Origin of the sequence: Pseudomonas sp. ICMP 3272, assembly GCF_001466905.1 — a bacterium.
Lineage (GTDB): Bacteria > Pseudomonadota > Gammaproteobacteria > Pseudomonadales > Pseudomonadaceae > Aquipseudomonas > Aquipseudomonas amygdali.
Window position 1 is genome coordinate 1 of the sequence record NZ_LKEK01000078.1, and the last position, 22,170, is coordinate 22,170.

Genomic DNA, 22,170 nt, shown 5'->3' on the forward strand with positions numbered 1-22,170 from the left:
GTAATACGCTCGCAGCCCGGCACGATCAGGTTATCCGGCACTTGCACGTCGGTGTACCCGCCCACCGCTGCGGCGAGCGCGGCCAGGGTCGGCTGGTTGAACAGCGCACGTACGTCGGTACTCAGGCCGACCTGACGCATGCGTTCGATGAGCATCACTGCCAGCAGCGAATGGCCGCCCAGTTCGAAGAAGTGATCATGACGACCGACCTGTTCGACCGTCAGTACATCCGCCCAGATCGCTGCCAGCAGGGTCTCGACTTCGCCTTGCGGTGCTTCATAACCACGGCTGATCAGCGCTTGCGCATCCGGCACTGGCAGCGCCTTGCGGTCAAGCTTGCCGTTGGCGGTCAGCGGCAGAGCGTCAAGCTGCACGTAGGCTGCCGGCACCATGTAGTCCGGCAACGTGCCTTGCAGATGGTTGCGCAGGTGTTCGATGTCGACAGGCTGCTGTGCGGTGAAATAAGCCACCAGACGCTTGTCGCCAGGCGCGTCCTGACGGCACAGCACTACGGCTTCGCGAACAGCGGAGTGTTCGGCCAGGCGCGCTTCGATTTCACCCAGTTCAACGCGGAAACCACGAATCTTCACCTGCTCGTCATTGCGGCCGAGATACTCCAGGTTGCCGTCGGCGCGCCAGCTAACCAAATCGCCGGTGCGGTACATCAGTGCGTTTTCCGACGGATTGAACGGATCGACGACAAACTGCGTGGTGCTCAATTCATCACGGTTCAAATAGCCCTTGGCAACGCCTTGCCCGCCGATATACAGCTCGCCGGGCACGCCCAACGGCACGGGTTGGCCTTGGCTATCGAGCACATACAGGCGGCTGTTGCCTACGGGTTTGCCAATAGGAATAGGGCCATTGCCGACCGAAACAATCTCGCAGGTCGCGGAAAAGGTCGTCGCCTCGGTCGGGCCATAACCGTTGAGCAGATGCTGTGGCGGATTATTCGCCAACACCCGGCCTATAACGGCCGGGTCCAGCACGTCGCCGCCGACAATCAGGTAGCGCAGGCGCGAAAAGGCCTCGCCCAGCCCCGAAGCGTATTGATGGAATAAACCGGCGGTCATCCAAGGCGCTGGAAATTCAATGGGGAGAGCAAGTCGTTCTGCCCGATCACCACCACGCAGCCGCCATTGAGCAACGGTGCCCAGACATCCAGCGTGCTGGCGTCAAATGCAGGGTTGGAAGCGAACGCCACGCGGTCCTGAGCGTTGAAATCGGCATAACCGTTGTTGATAACCAGACGGCTTATGGCCCGATGCGGCACCAGCACACCTTTCGGAACACCCGTCGAACCAGAGGTATACATGATGTAGGCAACACTTTCGCTTGACTGCGGCAACGCCAGATCAGTGTCTTTCAGATCATCCAGGGTCAAACCATCGAGATCGACACGCTGCGCAGCGGTTTCCAGCGACACTTGGCTGTGAGTGAGCAGTACACGCGCCTGGCTGTCCTCGATCATGAACGCCTGACGCTCGACCGGTGCATTGATGTCCAGCGGCACATACACCGCCGCGCACTTGAGCACTGCCAGCTGACTGGCGAGCAGGTCATGGCTGCGTTCCAGCAAAATCGCCACGCTGTCACCCGGCTGCACACCAAGCCCCAGCAGATGCCGCGCCAGACGGTTGGCCCGAATGTTGAGTTCGGCATAACTCAAGGAAACGCCGTCGTGGATTGCCGCACAAGCCTCGGGGCACGCCCGCACCTGAGCTTCAAACAGGCTATGCACGGTCTGTTGCTGCGGATAGTCCCGCGCGGTGTCGTTGAACGTCACCAGCAACTGCTCACGTTCGGCAGCGGGCAGGATCGGCAGGCTGTCGAGGGTCGAGGACGGTGACTGCTCCAGGGCATTCGACAGATGCTCCAGCACGGTCTGCATGTAGCCACAGACGCGTTTGGCACCGACGGTGCTGCTGACCAGTACCGTCAGGTTGAAACCGTTGCCTACGTCATCGATATTCAGGGTCAACGGGTAGTTGGTATGGTCTTTGGCACCGAAGGACTCGATCCCCTCCCAGGCAGTGGCGGTTTCCGCTGAAACGTCGCTCACGACACTGTGTCGATAGTTGAGCAACGCACTGAACAGTGGCGCCGGGGCATCCACGCCGCTACAGCGTTGGGCGAGTACCAGTGGCGCGTGTTCGTGGCCCAGCAAAGCCGTTAGTTGCCCGTGGGTCGCTTTCAATCCCTCGACCACCGTTGTCGCGCCGATATTGACGCGCAGTGGCAAGGTGTTGATAAACATGCCCAACGAGTGGTCTGCACCCTCGCCGGCCTGCATACGGCCCAGCAGTACTGTACCGAACACCACCTGTTCACGGGCCGAGACGCTGCCGAGCACCCGTGCCCAGGCCAGATGCATCAGGCTCGCCGCGCTGACGCCTGCCTGTCGAGCCTGAGCTCGCAAACGCAGGTTCAGTTCAGCGGGCAGGATCACGCTCGCCTCTTCGATGTCACCGCCGCCGTCCTGCACATCCTGCAAACCGAACGGTAGCGTTGGCTCGTCGATATCACCGAGCATTTCACGGAAGAAAGCTTCGTGCTGCGCATCGCTGACACCCAGCCGGGCCTGGGCCACGTAGTTGCGATACGGCACGCTCTGACCCAGAGAAGCACCCTGACCTAGCAAGTGCGCCTGCATTTCATGCAGCACCACGTACAGCGAGGTTGCGTCATTGACCAAGTGATGGAACAGCAGCATCGCCAGCCAGCGATCGTTGAGCGGGTCATGGGTAAAGACAATCTGCATCAAGGGCGCTTGACGCACATCGAGGCGGTAATGCCGGGGATCGAAGCGCTCGTGCAACTGCTCATCAATCGGGCCGTTTACCGGATCGAGGCACAACTCGGTGACGTGCATTTCAGCTTGGCGAAGCACCACTTGCACCGGTTCGTCGAGACCTTCCCACAGTACAGCGGTACGCAGGATATCGTGACGATCGATAACCGCTTGCAAGGCGTGGCTGAAATCGTCCAGTCGTGCGCGGTCGCGCAGACTGAACAGGGCTTTCAGGGTGTATGGATCGCCCTGCTCGGCACTGATGTGGTGATAAAGAATACCTGCCTGCAAAGGCGCCAGCGGGTAAATGTCCTGCACGTTAGTAGCACCGCCGGGCACATGCTTTACCACGCAGTCGATCTGCGCCTGAGTCAGGCTGATCAGCGGCAGCAGGTCCGGGGTGATGTGTTCGCAGCGTTCCGGAATCAGATTGGCTGGCACCACGACTTCCGTGCCACCGCCGACCGCTGTCGCCAGTGCCGCCAGCGTAGGCTGGCTGAACAGTACGCGCACATCGGCACTCAGGCCGACCTGACGCATGCGCTCGATCAATTTCACTGCCAGCAGCGAGTGGCCGCCCAGTTCGAAGAAGTGGTCATGGCGACCGACCTGTTCGACCGTGAGTACATCAGCCCAGATCGATGCCAGTTGGATCTCGACCTCGCCCTGTGGTGCTTCATAGCCACGACTGATCAGCGATTGCGCATCCGGCATTGGCAGGGCCTTGCGGTCGAGCTTGCCGTTGGCGGTCAGCGGCAGCGCATCGAGCTGCACATAGGCTGTCGGCACCATGTAGTCCGGCAATGTGCCTTGCAGATGGCTGCGCAGGTGTTCGATGTCGAGCACCGTTTCAGGCTGCTGCGTCGTGACATACGCCACCAGACGCTTGTCACCAGGAACATCCTGGCGGCACAGCACCACGGCTTCACGAATATCGGCGTGTTCGGCCAGGCGTGCTTCGATTTCACCCAGCTCAACGCGTAAGCCGCGGATTTTTATCTGATCATCGTTACGCCCCAGGTAGTCGAGAGTGCCATCGGCGTTCCAGCGTGCCAGGTCGCCGGTGCGGTACATCCGGGCGTTGGCGTGGAACGGATCACGCAGAAAGCGCTCGGCGGTCATCTCCGGTCGGTTCAGATACCCCCTCGCCACGCCTTCTCCGGCGACGTACAGCTCGCCCGCCACACCCAGCGGCACCAGTTGTTGATGCTCATCAAGCAGATACACGCGGGTATTGGCAATCGGTGTGCCGATGTCGAGTCTGCCGTCGGGCAGCAAACGCCCCGACGTGGCGACCACCGTGGCCTCGGTCGGGCCGTAGTTGTTGATGACGGTGAAGCCCGGATCACGCTGGAACTGGCGCAGACGGTCGCCACCAATCAAGAGCGTACGCAAGGTGGGGTGAGACAAGTCGCGGCTGAAGGCGTACTCGGCAACCGGCGTCGGCAGGAAAGCCACCTGCAGCGGTTGAGCGATCCACCAGTCGAGCAGTGCATCAAGCTGTTCATTACCCACGTCCGCAGGCGGCAGGTGCAGGGTCGCCCCGGCACACAGCGCCGGCCAGACTTCCCAGGCCATGGCGTCGAAGCCGAAGCCTGCGACGCTGGCGGTATGACTGCCAGCCTGCAGATCGAAGGCCTGGCAATGCCAGTCGATCAGGTTGCCGAGGGTGCGGTGCTCGACCATCACGCCTTTTGGCTGGCCAGTGGAGCCGGAGGTGTAGATTACGTAAGCCAGATGCGTGGGGTTGAGCCCCGCCACTTGCGGGTTTTCCAGGCGGTGCGGCCATTCAGGGCGGTCAAAGGCGATGACCGGTGCAGACGTTTGCGGCACACGGTTCATCAGGGCCTGCTGGGTCAGCAGCACTTTGGGTGCGCTGTCGGCCAGCAGATAGGCAATGCGCTCGTCAGGGTGCGACGGATCGACCGGGATGTAGCCTGCGCCTGCCTTGAGGACGGCGAGCATGGCCACCAGCGTGTCCAGTCCGCGACGGGCCATGACTGCTACACGATCATCCACACAGACATCGAGACTGATCAGGTGATGGGCCAGTGCGTTGGCGCGTTGATTCATCTCGCCGTAGTGCAGGCAATGCTCGCCCACCTGAGCCGCGACACCTTCAGGCGCGCTGGCTGCCCGGGCTTCGATCATGGCGTGCACGGTCTGCTCGTCATTAACTTGCGCCAGCGCCGTCGTGTTGAGCGTTTCCAGCAGGTAACGGCGTTCCTCTTCGCCGACCAGCGGGATGCGATCAAGATGCGTCTGCTCATCAGCCGCCAGGGCTTCGAGGATCTGCATGAAATAGCCGAGATACCGTTGCGCCGTGGTTTCGTCGAACAGCGCCGTGGCGTAGTCCAGCGTCCCTGCCAGCGTCTCGCCCTGCTCGCTCAGGTTCAGCGAAAGGTCGAATTTGGACACCTGACTGTTCTGCTCGACCGGCTCCACTCTCAGGTCGCCAAGCGAATCGGCAACGTTTTTTCCCGGCATCCAGTTCAGCGTGGTCTGGAACAAAGGAGGATGGGCCAGGCTGCGTGTCGGGCGAACGACTTCCACAACCTGTTCGAACGGCAGGTCCTGATGCTCCTGTGCTTCCAGTACGCGGGCCTTGACCCGGGCCAGCAGCGCCTCGCCGCTCGGATTGCCCGAGGTGTCGATGCGCACCGCCAGGGTGTTGACGAACAGGCCGATCAGGTCTTCAAGTTCGGTATGGCCTCGCCCTGCCACCGGGCTGCCAATCACCACGTCGGCCTGACCCGAAAGGCGCGTGAGTGTCGTCGCCCAGGCGGCCATCAGCGCCATGTACAGCGTGACGCCCTGACGTTGTGCCAGTTTGCGCAGGTCTGCTGCCAGATTTGCATTCAGTTGCACGGCAAGGCTGGCACCGGCGAAGTCCTGCTGCGCCGGACGTGGCCGATCAGTCGGCAACGTGAGCAGCGTCGGCGCTCCCTCCAGTGCCTGATGCCAATAGGCGGCCTGGTGTTGCAGGCGTTCGCCGGACAGCCAGCGACGTTGCCATACCGCGTAATCGGCGTACTGGATCGCCAGCGCCGGCAGTGGATCGGGCTGTCCCTGGCAGAACGCCGGGTACAGCGCCAGCAGTTCCTGGCTCAGGACAGCCATCGACCAGCCATCGGCGACGATATGGTGCACAGTCATCAGCAGCACATGACGGTCGTCGGCCACTTGCAGCAAATGAGCGCGAATCAGCGGGCCGTTAGCCAGATCGAACGGTGCTACCGCCTCGACCCGAATAAACTCTTCCAGGCCATGAGGCGCATGACGAATGTCTTCGACAGACAGCCCGGCGTCTGCGCAGGTGGGCACGAACAGTACTTGCGCAGCGCCTTCACAGGTCACAAATCGACTGCGCAAGGTTTCATGGCGTTCGACGATACGTGCCAGGGCTCGCGCCAGAGCGGTGACGTCGAGCGCCCCCACAAGGCTCAGTGCCATCGGGATGTTATAGGCTTCGTTACCGCCGTCCATCTGTGCCAGGAACCACAACCTTTGCTGGGCGAAGGACAATGGCATTGGCTGATCACGCTTCACCGGCAGGATTGCTGTCAGTTCACTGCGCGCCACGCCATTCAGCGCTGCGGCCACCGCTGCCAGTTCACCGAGTGCAAACAGCTCGCCCAGCGGTAATTCCACGCCCAGCTGTTGGCGTACTTGAGACACCATGCGCATGGCCAGCAGAGAGTGCCCGCCCAGATCGAAGAAGTTATCGTAGCGACCAACCCGCTCGACCTGCAGTACCTCGGCCCAGATCTCGGCCAGCACTGCTTCGACCTCACCTTGCGGTGCTTCGTAACCACGACTGATCAGCGCTTGCGCATCCGGCACTGGCAGGGCCTTGCGATCGAGCTTGCCATTGGCGGTCAGCGGCAGCGCATCGAGCTGCACGTAGGCTGCCGGCACCATGTAGTCCGGTAACAAGCCTTGCAGATGGTTGCGCAGGCGTTCGATGTCCAGCGCAGTTTCAGTCTGCTGCGCCGTGACATAAGCGACCAGACGCTTGTCACCAGGCTCATCCTGACGGCACAGCACCACGGCTTCACGAATATCCGAATGCTCGGCCAGGCGTACTTCGATTTCACCCAGTTCAACACGGAAACCACGGATTTTCACCTGATCGTCATTACGACCCAGGTATTCCAGATTACCGTCGGCACGCCAGCGAACCAGGTCGCCGGTGCGGTACAAGCGCGCCTGTGGGTCGCTGTCGAACGGGTCGGCAACGAATTTCTCAAGGGTCAGTTCATCCCGATTCAAATAACCCCTGGCGACACCCTGCCCGCCGATATACAGCTCGCCGGGCACGCCCAATGGCACGGGTTGGCCTTGGCTATCGAGCACATACAGGCGGCTGTTGCCTACGGGTTTGCCAATAGGAATCGAGCCATTGCCGACCGAAACAATCTCGCAGGTCGCGGAAAAGGTCGTCGCCTCGGTCGGGCCATAGCCATTAAGCAGGTGTTGCGGTGCACTGTTTGCCAATACTCTGCTTATGACAGCAGGATCCAGCACATCACCGCCAACAATCAGGTAGCGCAAGCGCGAAAAAGCCTCGCCCAGCCCCGAAGCGTATTGATGGAATAAACCGGCGGTCATCCATAGCACGGTTACCGATTGCTCCAGCAGCAGACGCTGGAAGTCGCGCGGAGACAGCAAGTCGTTCTGCCCGATCACCACCACGCAGCCGCCGTTGAGCAACGGTGCCCAGACATCCAGCGTGCTGGCGTCAAATGCAGGGTTGGAAGCGAACGCCACGCGGTCCTGAGCGTTGAAATCGGCATAACCGTTGTTGATCACCAGACGGCTTATGGCCCGATGCGGCACCAGCACACCTTTCGGAACACCCGTCGAACCAGAGGTGTACATGATGTAGGCAACACTTTCGGCGGACTGCGGCAACGCCAGATCAGTGTCTTTCAGATCATCCAGGGTCAAACCATCGAGATCGACACGCTGCGCAGCGGTTTCCAGCGACACTTGGCTGTGAGTGAGCAGTACACGCGCCTGGCTGTCCTCAGCCTGACGCTCGACCGGTGCATTGATGTCCAGCGGCACATACACCGCCGCGCACTTGAGCACTGCCAGTTGACTGGCGAGCAGGTCATGGCTGCGCTCCAGCAAAATCGCCACGCTGTCACCCGGCTGCACACAAAGCCCCAGCAGATGCCGCGCCAGACGGTTGGCCCGAATGTTGAGTTCGGCATAACTCAAGGAAACGCCGTCGTGGATTGCCGCACAAGCCTCGGGGCACGCCCGCACCTGAGCTTCAAACAGGCTATGCACGGTCTGTTGCTGCGGNCCACCAGCAGCTCCGTCCGTTCGGCTTCCGGCACCACCGGCAGATCGCGCACTGCTGAGTCCGGCGCGGATTCAAGGGCTTGAACCAGATGGCTCAGGGCGGTCTGCATGTAGTTGCAGATCCGCTGGCCATCGAAGCCGGCTGCTACCTGTACGTTCAACAGGAAGCCTTCGCCTTGATCGTCCACCGACAGGGTCAACGGGTAATTGGTCCGTTCGAGTACGCCGAGCACCTGGGTATCCGCCCAACGATCGCCACCGCTGGCTTCACGTGCCGGGCTATGGCGATAGTTGAGCAACGCGCTGAACAGCGGCGACGCTGCGTCCACCGCGCTGCAACGTTGCGCCAGCACCAGCGGCGCGTGTTCGTGACCGAGCAATGCGGTCAAACGGGCGTGGGTCTGACGCACGGCCTGACGCACTGCACACGTACCGACATCGACCCGCAGCGGTAAGGTATTGATGAACATGCCCAAGGCGCGGTCGGCACCCAGGCCGCTTTGCATGCGCCCCAGCAACACCGTGCCGAATACCACGTCTTCACGCCCGCTGGCGCTGCCCAGCACTCGCGCCCAGGCCAGGTGATGCAAGCTTGCTGCACTCACCCCCAGTTGCCGAGCCTGAGTGCGCAGACGCTGACACAAATCAGCCGCAAGCGCGTGGCGAACCTCCTTGATGCCCTGCCCGTCACCCTGCACCTCAAGCAGACCGAACGGTAGCGTCGGTTCATCGACATCGCCGAGCATCTCGCGGAAAAATGCTTCATGTTGTTCGCGACTCACGCCCAGATGGGCCTGCGCCACATAATTCCGGTAAGGCATCGCCGCCGGCATTTGCGCCGCGGTGCCTTGCACGTGAGCGAGCATTTCTGCGCTCATCACGTCCAACGCGGTGTGGTCGAGGGCAATGTGATGGAACAGCAGGATCGCCACCCAGCGCTGGTTCTCCGAGTCCTGCGCAAAGGCCAGATGAACCAGTGGGGCCTGGCTGAGATCGAGGCGGTACTCGCGGGGATCAAAACGGCGTTGCATCTGGGCGACGATATCGCCGCCGCCCGGTGCCAGGGTGATTTGCTCAATCGACAGCTCGACCCGGCGTAGAGCCACTTGCAGCGGTTGTTTCAGACCTTCCCAGACCAGCGCCGTGCGCAGGATGTCATGGCGATCGATCATTGCCTGCAAGCCTTCGGCAAAACGTCGTACGTGCGCCGGATCATGCAGGGCGAAGGTTGCTTGCAGCAGATACGGGTCGCCCTGCTCCGCGGCGATGTGGTGATAAAGAATACCTTCCTGCAATGGTGCCAGCGGGTAGATGTCCTGCACATTGGCCGCACCACCGGGAACGCCGGCGACAATGCGATCGATAGTCCCTTGGTCCAGCGAAGTGAGGGTCAGCATGTCCGGGGTGATGTGCTCGCAGCCGTCGGGAATGCCGTTGGCCGGAACCTCGATCTCGATACCGCCGCCCACAGCCGCCGCCAGTGCGGCAAGGGTGGGCTGGCCGAACAGCACGCGTACATCGGCACTCAGGCCAACCTGACGCATGCGCTCGATCAGCTTCACCGCCAGCAGCGAGTGACCACCCAGCTCAAAGAAATGGTCGTGCCGACCGACTCGCTCAACACTCAGCACGTCGGCCCAGAGCTCAGCCAGCATGATTTCGGTGTCACCGATCGGGGCCTGATAGTCGCGACTGACGAAGGCATCGGCTGATGGCTGCGGTAGTGCGCGACGATCCAGCTTGCCGTTGGGCGAGACCGGCAGTTTTTCCAGGTGCACATAGGCTGCGGGGATCATGTAATCCGGCAGCAGCGCCTGTAAATGCAGACGCATCTGGTCGGCCTCGGGCACCACCTGCCCGGTCTGCACGCTGAAATAAGCGACCAGGCGCTTTTCACCGGGAACGTCTTCGCGGGCCAGCACCGCTGCATCGCGCAGGCCCGGAAATTGACCGAGGCGCGCCTCGATTTCGCCCAGTTCGATACGGAAACCTCGGATCTTGATCTGATCGTCGTTACGGCCCAGATAGACGATCTTGCCGTCGGCCTGCCAGCAACCCAGGTCGCCGGTCTTGTACAGGCGCGCGTGTGGGTTGCCGACATCGCAGGCGGCAAACGGATCAGCGATAAAACGTTCGGTGGTCAGGTCATCACGGTTCAGGTAGCCACGCGCGACACACGCGCCGCCGATGTACAGTTCGCCTGCCACGCCCACCGGCACCGGGCGCATGTGTTCGTCGAGCAGGTAGATGCGGGTGTTGGCCACCGGCTGGCCGATGCTTGGCAAGGTCGGCCAGGCCTGCGGGTCACCCTCAAGGGTCAGCGCCGTGACCACATGGGACTCGGTCGGGCCGTAGTGGTTATGCAGGCGGGCGTCGTTCAAACGGGCGAATAACTGCCGCATCGGTTCGGTGATTCGCAGTTGCTCACCGGCAGTGATTACGTCCTGCAACAGGCAATCAGTCTGTTCGGGTTCAGCGACCACCGCCTCGGCCAATGCCTGCAGGGCAATACACGGCATGTACAGGCGTTCGATACGCTGCTCGCAGATATGTTGGAACAGGCGGCGGAAATTCAGACGAGTATCGCCGTGGATCAGCGACAGTTCGCCACCTGCACACAAGGTGCTGAAGATTTCCTGAAAGGCCACATCAAAACCCAGCGCGGCGAACTGTAAGGTGCGTTGCCTCGGGCGACCGTGCTCGACAGTCTGGGCGATCTGCCAATGCATCAGATTGACCAGCGGCGCATGGGGCATGGCCACGCCTTTGGGCTGTCCGGTAGAGCCAGAGGTGTAGATCAGGTAAGCCAGGTGCTGCGCGCCAAGCCCCGCAAGCTGCGGATTGGTCGTCGGCGTGCGGTCAATACCACTCTCGGCGCGGGCATCAGCCTCCAGCAGCAACACCGGCATGACGGCCTGCGCAAACCGCTCGCGCAAACCGCGCTGGGTCAGCAGCATTTTCGGTGCGCTGTCCTCAAGCATGTAGGCCAGGCGTTCGGCAGGGTAAGAAGGGTCGAGTGGCACGTAGCCTGCGCCGGCCTTGAGAATGCCCACCAGGCCCGCGATCATTTCCAGACTGCGTTCTGCACAAATCGCCACACGGTCATCAGCGCCAATGCCTTCGGCGATCAACCGATGAGCAATCTGGTTGGCCCACTGGTTGAGCTCGACGTAGCTCAGCTGTTGGCCTTCGTAGGTGACTGCTACCGAGTCGGGTTGCGCAGCCGCCTGAGCCTCAAACATCTGGTGCAGCAGAAGGTCTTGCGGGTAGGCACCATTGAACGCATTGAAGTCTTCCAGTAACTGGTGGCGTTCGTGCGCGGGCAACCAGTCGAGGCTGTGCAAGGGTGCATTTGGCCGACTGTCCAGCGCGTCGGCCAGTTGCTCCAGCACGGTGTGCATGTAACCGCAGATGCGCCGGGCACCGATTCCGGCCACTGCCTGAACGGTCAGACCGAAGGATTCGCCGAGGTCGTCCACCGACAAGGACAGTGGGTAGTTGGTGCGCTCTTCACCGCCGAGCACTTCGACACCGGCCCAGGTTCTGGTCTGCCCCGCCTCTTGAGGTGTCTGGGCGCCGACCGCGACATGCCGGTAGTTCATCAGCGCACTGAATAACGGTGTCGGCGCCGCCACGCCGCTGCATGCCTGGGCCAGTGACAGCGGCGCGTGCTCATGACTGACCAACGCCGCCAAGCGTGCATGGGTGGTACGCACAGCAGCCTGAATACCCTGCTCGCCAGCAGCGACGCGCAATGGCAAGGTATTGATAAACATCCCCAAGGCTCGTTCGGCGCCCTGACCACGGAGCAGACGGCCTAGCAGCACAGTGCCGAAGACCACATCCTGACGACCAGACAAGCGCCCTACCACCTGTGCCCACGCAAGGTGATGCAGGCTCGCGTTGCTGACACCCAGGCGCCGGGCATGAGCGCGAAGACGTCTGGCCAGCTCCGGGTCAACCGGCAACAGGGCTTCTTCGACTCCGCTGCCGTCGCCTTGTACGTCTTGCAGGCCGAACGGCAGGGTCGGCTCGTCAATATCGGCGAGCATGTCGCGGAAAAACGTTTCGTGCTCCTTACGGCTCACGCCCAATCGGGCCTGAGCCACATGATTGCGGTACGGCACCGACGCTGGCAGATGTTCGCCGCGCCCTTGTCTGAACGCCTCGATCTCTGCGCCCAGCAAGGCCAGCGAGGTGGCATCATCGATCAGGTGATGGAACAGCAATACCGCAACCCAGCTATGGTCGACGGGATCTTCGGCATAGTGCAGGCGCATCATCGGGGCTTGATGCAAATCCATACGTACCCGCCGTGGATCGAACTGCGCCTGCAACTGGGCCGCGACATCACCCTGCTCCGGGTGCGGTAAAAATGCCTCGACCCGCAGCTGCGCCTGACGCCAGACCACTTGCACCGGCTCGTCGAGTTCTTCCCAGGCCACCGCCGTACGCAGAATGTCGTGACGATCGATGACCTGCTGCAAGGCTTCCGTGAAGTCCAGCAACTGTTCGAAGCTATTGACCCGCAACACAGCCTGCAACAGGTACGGATCGCCGTCCTCACTCGTCAAATGGTGATAGAGGATGCCTTCCTGCAGCGGCACCAGCCCATAGATGTCCTGCACATTGCTCACACCCCCCGGCACGGTGGCGACCACACGGTCGATCTGGGCCTGAGTGAGTCGGGCCAGAGGCAACATGTCCGGGGTAATGTGCCGACAGTCGGCGGGAATCTTGTTGGCGGGCACCTTAACGTCTGTGACCTTGCCGCTGGCGGCCGCCAGGGAGGCCAGGGTTGGCTGGCCGAACAACACGCGCACATCGGCATTCAGACCGACTTCGCGCATGCGTTCGATCAGTTTCACTGCCAGCATGGAATGCCCACCCAGTTCGAAGAACTGGTCATGACGGCCTACCTGCTCGACGCCCAGCAACTCGGTCCACAACCCGGCCAGGCGGATTTCCGTCAGCCCTTGCGGTGGCTCGTATTGGCGCCGGGCATAGGCCTCGGCCACGGGCAGCGGCAGTGCCTTGCGATCAAGCTTGCCGTTGGCGGTCAGCGGGAAAGCCTCCAGGCTGACAAAAGCGCTCGGCAGCATGTGCTCGGCCAGTGACAGGCGCAGCTGTTCACGTAAGTAGGTGGCGTCCGGTTCCAGGTCTGCTGTGCCGATGACATAGGCCACCAGACGTTTATCGCCCGGTTCGTCTTCACGCACCACGACCACTGCTTCACGCACGCCTCTGCAGGCGATCAATTGAGCTTCGATCTCGCCCAACTCGATACGGAAACCGCGAATTTTCACCTGCTCATCGTTACGGCCCAGGTATTCCAGGCTGCCGTCCGGCAACCAACGACCCAGGTCGCCAGAGCGGTACATCCGCGCGCCGGGTACCGAGGCAAAGGGATCGTCGAGAAAGCGCGTCGCGTTCAATTCATCGCGATTGAGATAACCACGGGCCACGCCTGCCCCGCCGACGTGTAACTCACCCACCGCACCCGGTGGCAGCGGATGACCATAGGCATCGAGCAGATAGAGTTGCAGGTCAGGGATGCGCTTGCCGATCGGGCTGGCACCGACGCGCTGGGCGTCTTCAGGCTGCAACGGGTAATAGGTCACATGCACTGTGGTTTCGGTAATGCCGTACATGTTTACCAGTTGTGTACCGGCATTCATGTTACGGGCGTACCACGGCTTGAGCATCGCCGTTTCCAGCGCTTCACCACCGAAAATCACTTGACGCAGCGAATGCGCCTGCGCGTTCTCGCTCTGGGCAGCAATCAGTTGCCTGAACGCACTCGGCGTCTGGTTGAGCACCGTCACCCCGGCGCTGCACAGCAATGTGTAGAAGTCTTCCGGCGAGCGGCTGACCAGTTGCGGCACGATCAACAAACGGCCGCCGTGCAGCAGTGCGCCCCATATTTCCCAGACCGAGAAGTCGAAGGCGAACGAATGGAACAGCGCCCACACGTCCTGTTCATTGAAGCTGAACCACTCTTCGGTGGCCGAGAACAGCCGCGCAACGTTGCGATGCTCGACCATTACGCCCTTGGGCAGTCCGGTGGAGCCGGAGGTGTAGATGACGTAGGCAAGGTCGCTGGACTTGACCGCTACCTGCGGATTGCACACGGATTCGTTCTGCAGGTCGGCGTCGTCGAGATAGATCAGCGGCACTTCAGATAACGGCAACGCTTGTTGTACTGACTGTTGGCTCAATAATGCCACTGGCGTGCTGTCGCCGAGGACGTAGGCCAGGCGCTCAAGTGGGTAAGCCGGGTCCAGCGGTACATAACCGGCACCGGATTTGAGGATACCCAGCAAGCCGATAATCATCGCCGGGCCACGCTCGACGCAGATCGCTACGCGATCGTCCGGGCGCACACCCAGGGCCAGCAAGCGATGCGCGACCTGGTTGGCGCGGGCGTTGAGTTCGCCGTAGCTCAGGGTCTGCTCTTCGAACATCAGCGCCACGGCGTCTGGTCGTTCTGTAGCGCGTGCTTCGAACTGCTGGTGGATAGTCAGGTCATCGGCGAAATGTGGCTGATCGGCATTCCACGCCTGAACCCGGGAGGTGTCGGTCTCGCTGATCAGCGAGAACCCGTTCACCGGAAGTTGTTCATTTGTCAGCCCCTGCTCCATAACACGCTGCAAGCGCTCGGCAAGGAGGACAATCTCGTCGTGCTGAAAAAACGCCTCGTTGTAGATGTAGTGCATCCACGATTCAGTTTCGCAGGCGTTGGTGCGCAGGTAGATAGCTAGCGGCGTCTGTTCGTGGTTGTTCGAACACTTGGTAGTGCTGGCGGCTGCCTGATTGAAATGCAGCGGAAGGTTCTGGCGCTCATAGGAGAACGTCAGATCGAACAATTGGGTACGCTCGGTACGGCGCAATTCCAGCAGCCGGTTGAGGTCGCTGACCGGGAACCGCTGGTGGCGGTAATCCTGCTTGACTGCCCGACATATACCCTGGACCAGTTCTGCGAACGGCAGGTCTGGACTGAACTTCAGGCGCACCGAACTGAGTTGGGTAAAAAGCCCCAAGGTCTTCTTGTAGCCGGCATTGGAGCGGTTGAGAATCGGCAGGCCGATGACCAGTTCATCACGCTGGTAGACGCGGGTGAAGTACACGTACAGCACTGCCAGCAAAACATGGAACGAAGAGGCTTGCAGTCGAAGCGCCAGATCGTCGATCTGCTGCTCCAGACCACGGTCAAGACCGGAGCTGATGTGGCCGCTGCGGCTGTGTGCTGTCTGGTTCTGAATAGAGACCTGGCGCGGGCGCGCTGTCAGCAACGGATCGGGGATCTCACGGTATTTGTCCAGCCAGTAGGCCTGATCGAGCGAAAAACGTCGCGACCCGCGATACTTGAGGTCGTCCTTGATGAAATCGACATAGGACGGTGCGGCAACGTCAGGCGTGCGCTGATTGAGCAGCGCATTGTAAATCTCACTGAGGTACGTACAGACACCGTCGATGCTCCAGCCGTCGAGCACGATGTGGTGGGTATAAAACACAAAGTAGAAGCGCTGCTCTTCGAGTTTGAGCAAATGCATTCGGTAGAGTGGCCCACCATCTAGCCTGAACGCTTGTTCAAGCCGAGCCTGCACCCAGTGTGCGGCTGCCTGACGCGGGTCGTCATGCCCTTGCAGGTCGATCGGAGTCATACACTGCGGCATGCTTGAGGCGAAGGCCTGTAGCGGCAAACCCTCCTCGTCACGTTCGTCAAGCAGGACCATGCGCAGAGCATCGTGTTCTTCAATCAACAGGTCCACGGCCTGCTGGAACAATACGGAATCGACGGCACCATCGATCTCCATATAGCCGCCGATGTTGTATAACGGCGAGTCGCCCTGGGTCATCTGATCCAGCCAGATATTGCGTTGCGCAGCGGTCAGGGCAAATGCCATACATTTCTTCTCGCAAAGGGTCGGCCTGGCCGCATACAAAAGGCAGCGATAACCGGTAGTCGATTCGGAGCCAGGGACGAGCCTGCTTCATGCAGTTTTGTGAAGGACCATCCCTGGGAATTTGGACTGCGCTTGAGTTCAGGCGCGCTTGCCCTGGACCTCGCACTTCACGTCGGAGACGATGCAACCGTCGGCCAACTTGATGATGCGGTCGGCCAACTGGAAGTACTGATCGTCGTGAGTAATGATCAGGATCGTCTTGCCGCGACGTTTGAGGTCCGGCAGCAATTCCTCGTAAAAGAAACGCTTGAACGGCGGGTCCTGGTCGGCGGCCCACTCGTCCAGCAGGTAAATCGGACGGTCCTCCAGGTAGGCGCAAACCAGTGCCAGGCGTTTCTGCTGGCCGTACGACAAGTCCGTGGTGGTCGAGTAACCAAGTCCCTCGATCTTGACCTTTTCTTCCAGGCCCAGAGTCGACAGGTATTTCTGCGCCTGATCGGTGCTGGGATGTTCTTTCTCGTCAGGACCTATCAATCGGTTGAACACATGGAAGTCAGAGAACACCGCCGAGAACAGATCGCGATAGTTGCCGCGCGAGTCGTCTGTGACCGCCGTACCGTCGAGCAGTAGTTGACCCTCTTGCGGGATGTACAGGCCGCAAAACACTTTGGCCAGGGTGCTTTTGCCACAACCGTTGCCGCCGACGATGTAGACCAGTTCACCGGAGTGAATCGTCAGGTCGATAGGTCCCAAGGCAAAACCGGAACTGCTCTGCGGGTCCTTGTAGTTCATGTGTACGTTCTTCAGCTGGATACTGCCCCATGACTTCTTGTGATCGAGGAGCAGCACATTGTCGGCATCGCTGGTTTCCGGTTCCGGATGCGGCTCGTTAATGGAAAAACCGAAATCCGCCAGGCGCGTGCAGGCAATACGTCCCTGGGCCAGCATCGGCATGGCGCTGACCAGCATTACCAGCGGGCCCATGATGTACAGCACCGCCAACACACTGGCACTCATGGTCCTGGCATCGATAACAGCGAACATCGGCGCAACGAACAGCAGGCAGCCGACCAGCAACGACAGGGTCAACTGGCCAACGTTTTCGGCGCCAGTGAACCAGAGCCGTTCAATGTAGTTGTACTTCGCGACCCGTACCGAAGACTCCTGGATCGCCGAGCGGCTGAACCAGCGGCGGCGAATACCGTTGAGTTTCAGTTCCTTGAGGCCGAACACCAGCGCGTGTGTGTATTCGTTGAAGGCCGTGAACTCGTCGCGCACCTTGTGGGTGAACTTCATGCCACCCATGAAAAACAGCATGTACATTGCAACGCCCAGCACCATCAGCGAGATGGTTATTGCAAACACCACCCAGGACAGGTAGGCCAGGTAGGCAATACCGAACAGGAACACCGCCGACTCCACCAGGATCGTTGGCATGACCAACAGCGTAGCGTTGAGTTGCGGCATATCACTGGTCAGCAGGGTCAGCACATTCGGCGCACCACGGCGGTCGATTTCCTCAAGCGGCGTGCCGAGGATCTTGCGGCACAGGGCAATGCGCATACGGGTCATGATGCGCATGCTGGCGTAGGCCGGAAACAGCGACGCACCGTTGCGGAAAACCAGGGCAACCAGGCTCAGGCCAACGAACCAGAACAACGACTCACGCTGAAAGGTCTCCTCGTGAATCGCCTGGTTGATCACATTGACCACGGCAATGGACGCAACGCCGCTGATGAGCCCGGTCAGCAGCGTAAAGAACGTCAGCCAGGGATGGCTGCTCCACAACAGACGCATGATCGAGCCTGGTCTGGCCTTCTTTTCTTGCTTGGTTTTCATTGGTTGCTGTCCTTGGATGCTTGGTCCGCGTGGGCGCCGATGTGTGAAAGCCCTGACGGTATCAATGGATGTCGATCATTCAGGCCGGTTGCCAGACATCGCCCCGATCAGTCATTTCACCCATGGCCACAACGATCAGCCGGGGCTCTTCATAAGGGTCTCGGGCATGGGCGACGAGCATGTTGTCAAGCATCACCACATCGCCCTTGCGCCAGTCGAAGCGCACTGCGCAAGCCTCGTAGGCATCACCGATCAAGGCCATCACCGAGTCTTCGATGGCTGAGCCGTCGCCATAGCTGACCAACCTTGGCAGGCGGTCGGGGCCGAACATATCGAGCAGGTCCTCGCGTAGCTCTTCGCCCATGCAATAGGGGTGATGCAACTGCACCTGATTGAAAAAGCCACGCTCGCCGGTGAACGGATGGCTGATCACCGCCGGGCACCGGGTGCGAAGCTGCAGCGTGTCGCCGTCAAGCCATTCGAAGTCTGTACCTTGCTCGCGGCAACGCTGTTCAATAACGCTGCGCTCAGAGGTGCCGAAGAACGATTCCCAGCTCGGCTCGACACCGGCAGTGAAGGTGCGGCTGTAAAGCAGGCCTTTGCTTTCAAAGCGCTCGACCACCTCTTTGGGCAGATAGGCGAGCACCTGGCGAATGTCCGCCAGCGGCGTTGCCCCGCCCACTTTCGATGGCTTCTCACAGAAGAACCACTGCTTGCGAGGCCAGCTTTCCAGGTGCGAACTCTCGTTGTGATAAAGGATCATTTCGCGCTCGGGATACGGCGTTGAGCGATAGACATTGCGCCCGCCTTCCTTCTTTGGAAGATCGCCGTATGTGCCGTGCAGGCCAGGCGACAGCGCCTCGGCAAATGCTTCGAAGGCGGCGACCGAAGGCAGGTCAAACCCGCGAAACAACACCGCGCCGTGACGACACAACAATGCCTCGATTGCCTCGCGTCGCTCGCTGGCCCACTGAGCCGGGTCCAGCCCGTCAGCGATTGGCTCGACGACCATTGGCAAACTGATGCCAGCAGCCAGCAGGGACAACCGCACCGAGGGGTCAGCGGCTCCGTCGGGCCACGTTGGCGCCTCCGCTCGCTGTTCGTCAGCGAAAACGGGCGCAGTGTTAGCTTGAAGACTCATGAATAAACTCCTGGACCTCAGCCCTTCACATCCACGTTGTTTGGTGCCAGACCAACACGTTCCAGCACCGCGCAAGAATAAAAACACTGATGGCCGGGGGGCGTCTGTCACCGCATTCCGGGACAGCGGTCGCGCAGCATGTCAAAGCGAATTCATGGTGTTCGCCAGGGCCTTGTCCCCATTTCCCTCGACAGACGCAAGCCGGCAGTCGGTGCTGAAATGCGCCAACTGCGGATTTTGCCGGCCCTTCGAACAGATCCTTCAGGCCGCAGGGATGTCTCGAGTGCAGTGGATTTGAACGCTGCACCTGGTTACTAAACAGGAGCCTTTGTCATGCCGATCAAGAACACTGACGAATCGCTTGGCGCCGCGTCAGCCCCTCTCAAGCCCGGTGCTTTTCTGCACGAGATATTCAGTGACAGGGCACGTCAATTTCCTGAGCGCATCGCAGTCAGTGATACGCTCAGGACCTTGAGCTACGCACAGCTCGAAGCACTCTCGACCAAGCTGGCTGCGCGTTTACGCAGTGAAGGTGTGACCCACGGAATGCGTGTGGGGATGTACATGTCGCGTAGCGTCGATCTGGTCATCAGCCTGCTGGGCATTCTCAAGGCCGGCGGCGCGTATGTGCCGGTTGACCCGCAATACCCTGGCAAGCGCGTCGAACACATCATGCGCGACAGCGGCCTCAGCCTGATCATCGGCGATGCTGCAGATCTGCCGAAAATACCGTCTCTGCGCGTATTGGCCCTTGACGAGTTGCTGTCCGCACCGGCGCTGAAACTGGCTGCCGAAGACGGCCGTTCAGACCCGGATCAGGTCACTGCCTACATCATCTACACCTCTGGCTCCACCGGTGAGCCCAAAGGCGTGCAGGTTTCCCATGGCAACGTCAGTCGCCTGCTGGAAAGTACCCAGCGCGCCTATGACTTCAACGCCCAGGACGTCTGGTCGATGTTCCACTCCATCGGTTTTGACTTCTCGGTCTGGGAAATCTGGGGTGCCCTCGCCCACGGCGGCCAGGTGGCTATAGTTCCGTATGAAGTCTCGCGCTCTCCTGCCAGCCTGCGTCAGTGGCTTGCCGATCAGCGCGTCACCGTGCTCAGCCAGACACCATCGGCCTTCCGCGGTCTTGATGAAGCTGATCGTGGCAATACTGCACCTCTTGCCCTGCGCTACGTGGTCTTCGGCGGCGAAGCGTTGCCCGCTACCGTGCTGCGTCCCTGGGTCGAGCGCCATGGCGACCAGAAGCCTGCGCTCATCAACATGTACGGCATCACCGAGGCCACCGTTCACACCACCTTCAAGCGAGTGTTGGCGCAGGACCTGGAAACAGCCGCCATGGTTTCTCTCGGCAAACCGCTGGACGGCTGGCGCCTGCACCTGCTTGACGCAAGCCTGGCCCCGGTCGCGGAAGGCACCACGGGTGAGCTGTACATCGAAGGCGCCGGCGTGGCTCAGGGCTATCTGAACCGTGAAGCGCTCAACGTCGAGCGTTTCGTCGAGTTGCCCGGTGCTGTACGCGCCTACCGCACTGGCGACCTGATGACCCTGGAGAGTAATGGTGAATACCGTTACGCCGGTCGTTGCGATGAACAATTGAAAATCAGCGGTTTCCGCATCGAGCCGGGCGAGATCGAAGCCTCTCTGCAAACCAGCCCGAACATCGCCGCTGCCCATGTCGGCGTACACGATTACGGTGATGGTGACCTGCGTCTGGTGGCTTACGTGGTGCCAGGCAAAGGCGTCGATGCCTGGACTGAACAGACCCGCAGCGAAGTTGCCGCACTGCTGGCCGAAAGTTTGCCGGAGTACATGCGGCCTTCGGTGTATGTGCCGCTGGCATCGCTGCCGGTGACCCACCACGGCAAAATCGACAAGCAACAACTGCCCTCGCCTACCGCTGACACAGCGCCTTTACGTGCGGCAGACGTCAAGGGCCTCAGTGAACAGGAGCACTTCGTGCTCAAGGTCTGGAGCGAAGATCTGGGTCTGAAAAACATCGGCGTCAATGATGATTTCTTCGATTCCGGTGGCACCTCGCTGGCGCTGATCCGTTCGCTTAGCAAGCTCAAAGCGCACTACAAAATCAACCTCGACCCAGGAATCCTGGCGGATGGCGCAACGGCCAAAGTCCTGGCCGACCACATCTCCCGTAGCCTTGTTCAAGCCCATTGACCGAAAAGGAAAAGCTCATGAGCAAAAAATTCGCTTTAACTGCGGAACAGCGTGCCTCGTTCGAGAAAAACGGCTTTATCGGTCCGTTTGACGCCTACTCGCCAGAAGAAATGAAAGAAACCTGGAAGCGCACCCGCCTGCGTCTGCTCGACCGTAGCGCCGCGGCCTACCAGGATCTGGACGCCATCTCCGGTGGTACCAACATCGCCAACTATGACCGCCATCTGGACGATGACTTTCTGGCCAGCCACATCTGCCGCCCGGAAATCTGCGACCGCGTCGAAAGCATCCTCGGTCCGAACGTGCTCTGCTGGCGCACCGAGTTCTTTCCTAAATATCCGGGTGATGAAGGCACCGACTGGCATCAGGCCGATACCTTCGCCAATGCCTCCGGCAAACCGCAGATCATCTGGCCGGAGAACGAAGAGTTCGGCGGCACCATCACCGTCTGGACGGCGTTCACTGACGCGAACATTGCCAATGGTTGCCTGCAGTTCATTCCTGGCACCCAGAACAGCATGAACTATGACGAAACCAAGCGCATGAGCTATGAGCCCGATGCCAACAATTCGGTGGTCAAGGACGGCGTGCGTCGCGGTTTCTTCGGTTACGACTATCGCCAGTTGCAGATCGATGAGAACTGGAAACCTGACGAGGCCTCTGCTGTACCCATGCAGATGAAGGCCGGGCAGTTCATCATTTTCTGGTCGACGCTGATGCACGCGTCCTATCCGCACAGCGGCGAATCACAGGAAATGCGCATGGGCTTCGCGTCACGCTATGTACCTTCCTTCGTGCACATCTACCCGGACTCGGACCACATCGAAGAGTACGGCGGCCGCATCAGCCTGGAGAAATACGGCGCGGTGCAGGTGATCGGTGACGAAACGCCGGAATACAACCGTCTCGTGACCCACACCACACGCGGCAAAAAATTCGAAACGGTCTGATCCAACTACGTCAGACGACAGTAGCCTTGCGCAATGTGCCTGAAAAAGCGC

The 22,170-nt window shown here is 60.5% G+C and carries 7 protein-coding genes; 2 read left to right on the forward strand and 5 right to left on the reverse strand.

All coding sequences use genetic code 11. The features are described from left to right. From AO068_RS29805 to AO068_RS21720, 5 genes are all read right to left on the reverse strand, one after another. Positions 1-1,073: non-ribosomal peptide synthetase (locus AO068_RS29805; protein ID WP_152999757.1), on the reverse strand; the 1,073-nt coding region annotated here is incomplete at its 3' end. Then, positions 1,070-8,017: an amino acid adenylation domain-containing protein gene (locus AO068_RS29810; RefSeq protein ID WP_442963734.1), complete on the reverse strand. Its 6,948-nt coding sequence runs from the start codon at positions 8,015-8,017 to the stop codon at positions 1,070-1,072. The genes AO068_RS29805 and AO068_RS29810, both read right to left, overlap by 4 nt. Next, complete coding sequence (locus AO068_RS29815; protein WP_442963735.1) at positions 8,014-16,011, reverse strand: amino acid adenylation domain-containing protein; 7,998 nt, start codon at positions 16,009-16,011, stop codon at positions 8,014-8,016. Before AO068_RS29815 ends, AO068_RS29810 begins: the two co-directional genes overlap by 4 nt. A gap of 138 nt (positions 16,012-16,149) precedes the next feature. Next, complete coding sequence (gene syrD, locus AO068_RS21715; protein ID WP_003433908.1) at positions 16,150-17,850, reverse strand: cyclic peptide syringomycin export ABC transporter SyrD; 1,701 nt, start codon at positions 17,848-17,850, stop codon at positions 16,150-16,152. Positions 17,851-17,929: 79 nt separating this feature from the next. Beyond that, positions 17,930-18,991, reverse strand: a complete 1,062-nt coding sequence (locus AO068_RS21720) for a TauD/TfdA family dioxygenase (protein WP_058409409.1) — start codon at positions 18,989-18,991, stop codon at positions 17,930-17,932. Positions 18,992-19,324: 333 nt separating this feature from the next. On the opposite strand from AO068_RS21720, the gene syrB1 reads away from it, so the two are divergent. Then, the gene (syrB1, locus tag AO068_RS21725; RefSeq protein ID WP_058409410.1) at positions 19,325-21,169 is read left to right on the forward strand and encodes a syringomycin E biosynthesis L-threonine--[L-threonyl-carrier protein] ligase SyrB1; all 1,845 of its coding nucleotides are present in this window, start codon (positions 19,325-19,327) and stop codon (positions 21,167-21,169) included. A 17-nt stretch (positions 21,170-21,186) separates the two neighbouring features. Beyond that, on the forward strand, positions 21,187-22,119 hold the full coding sequence (syrB2, locus tag AO068_RS21730; RefSeq protein WP_058409411.1) for a syringomycin E biosynthesis L-threonyl-[L-threonyl-carrier protein] 4-chlorinase SyrB2: 933 nt from the start codon (positions 21,187-21,189) through the stop codon (positions 22,117-22,119). Positions 22,120-22,170 lie beyond the last annotated feature (51 nt).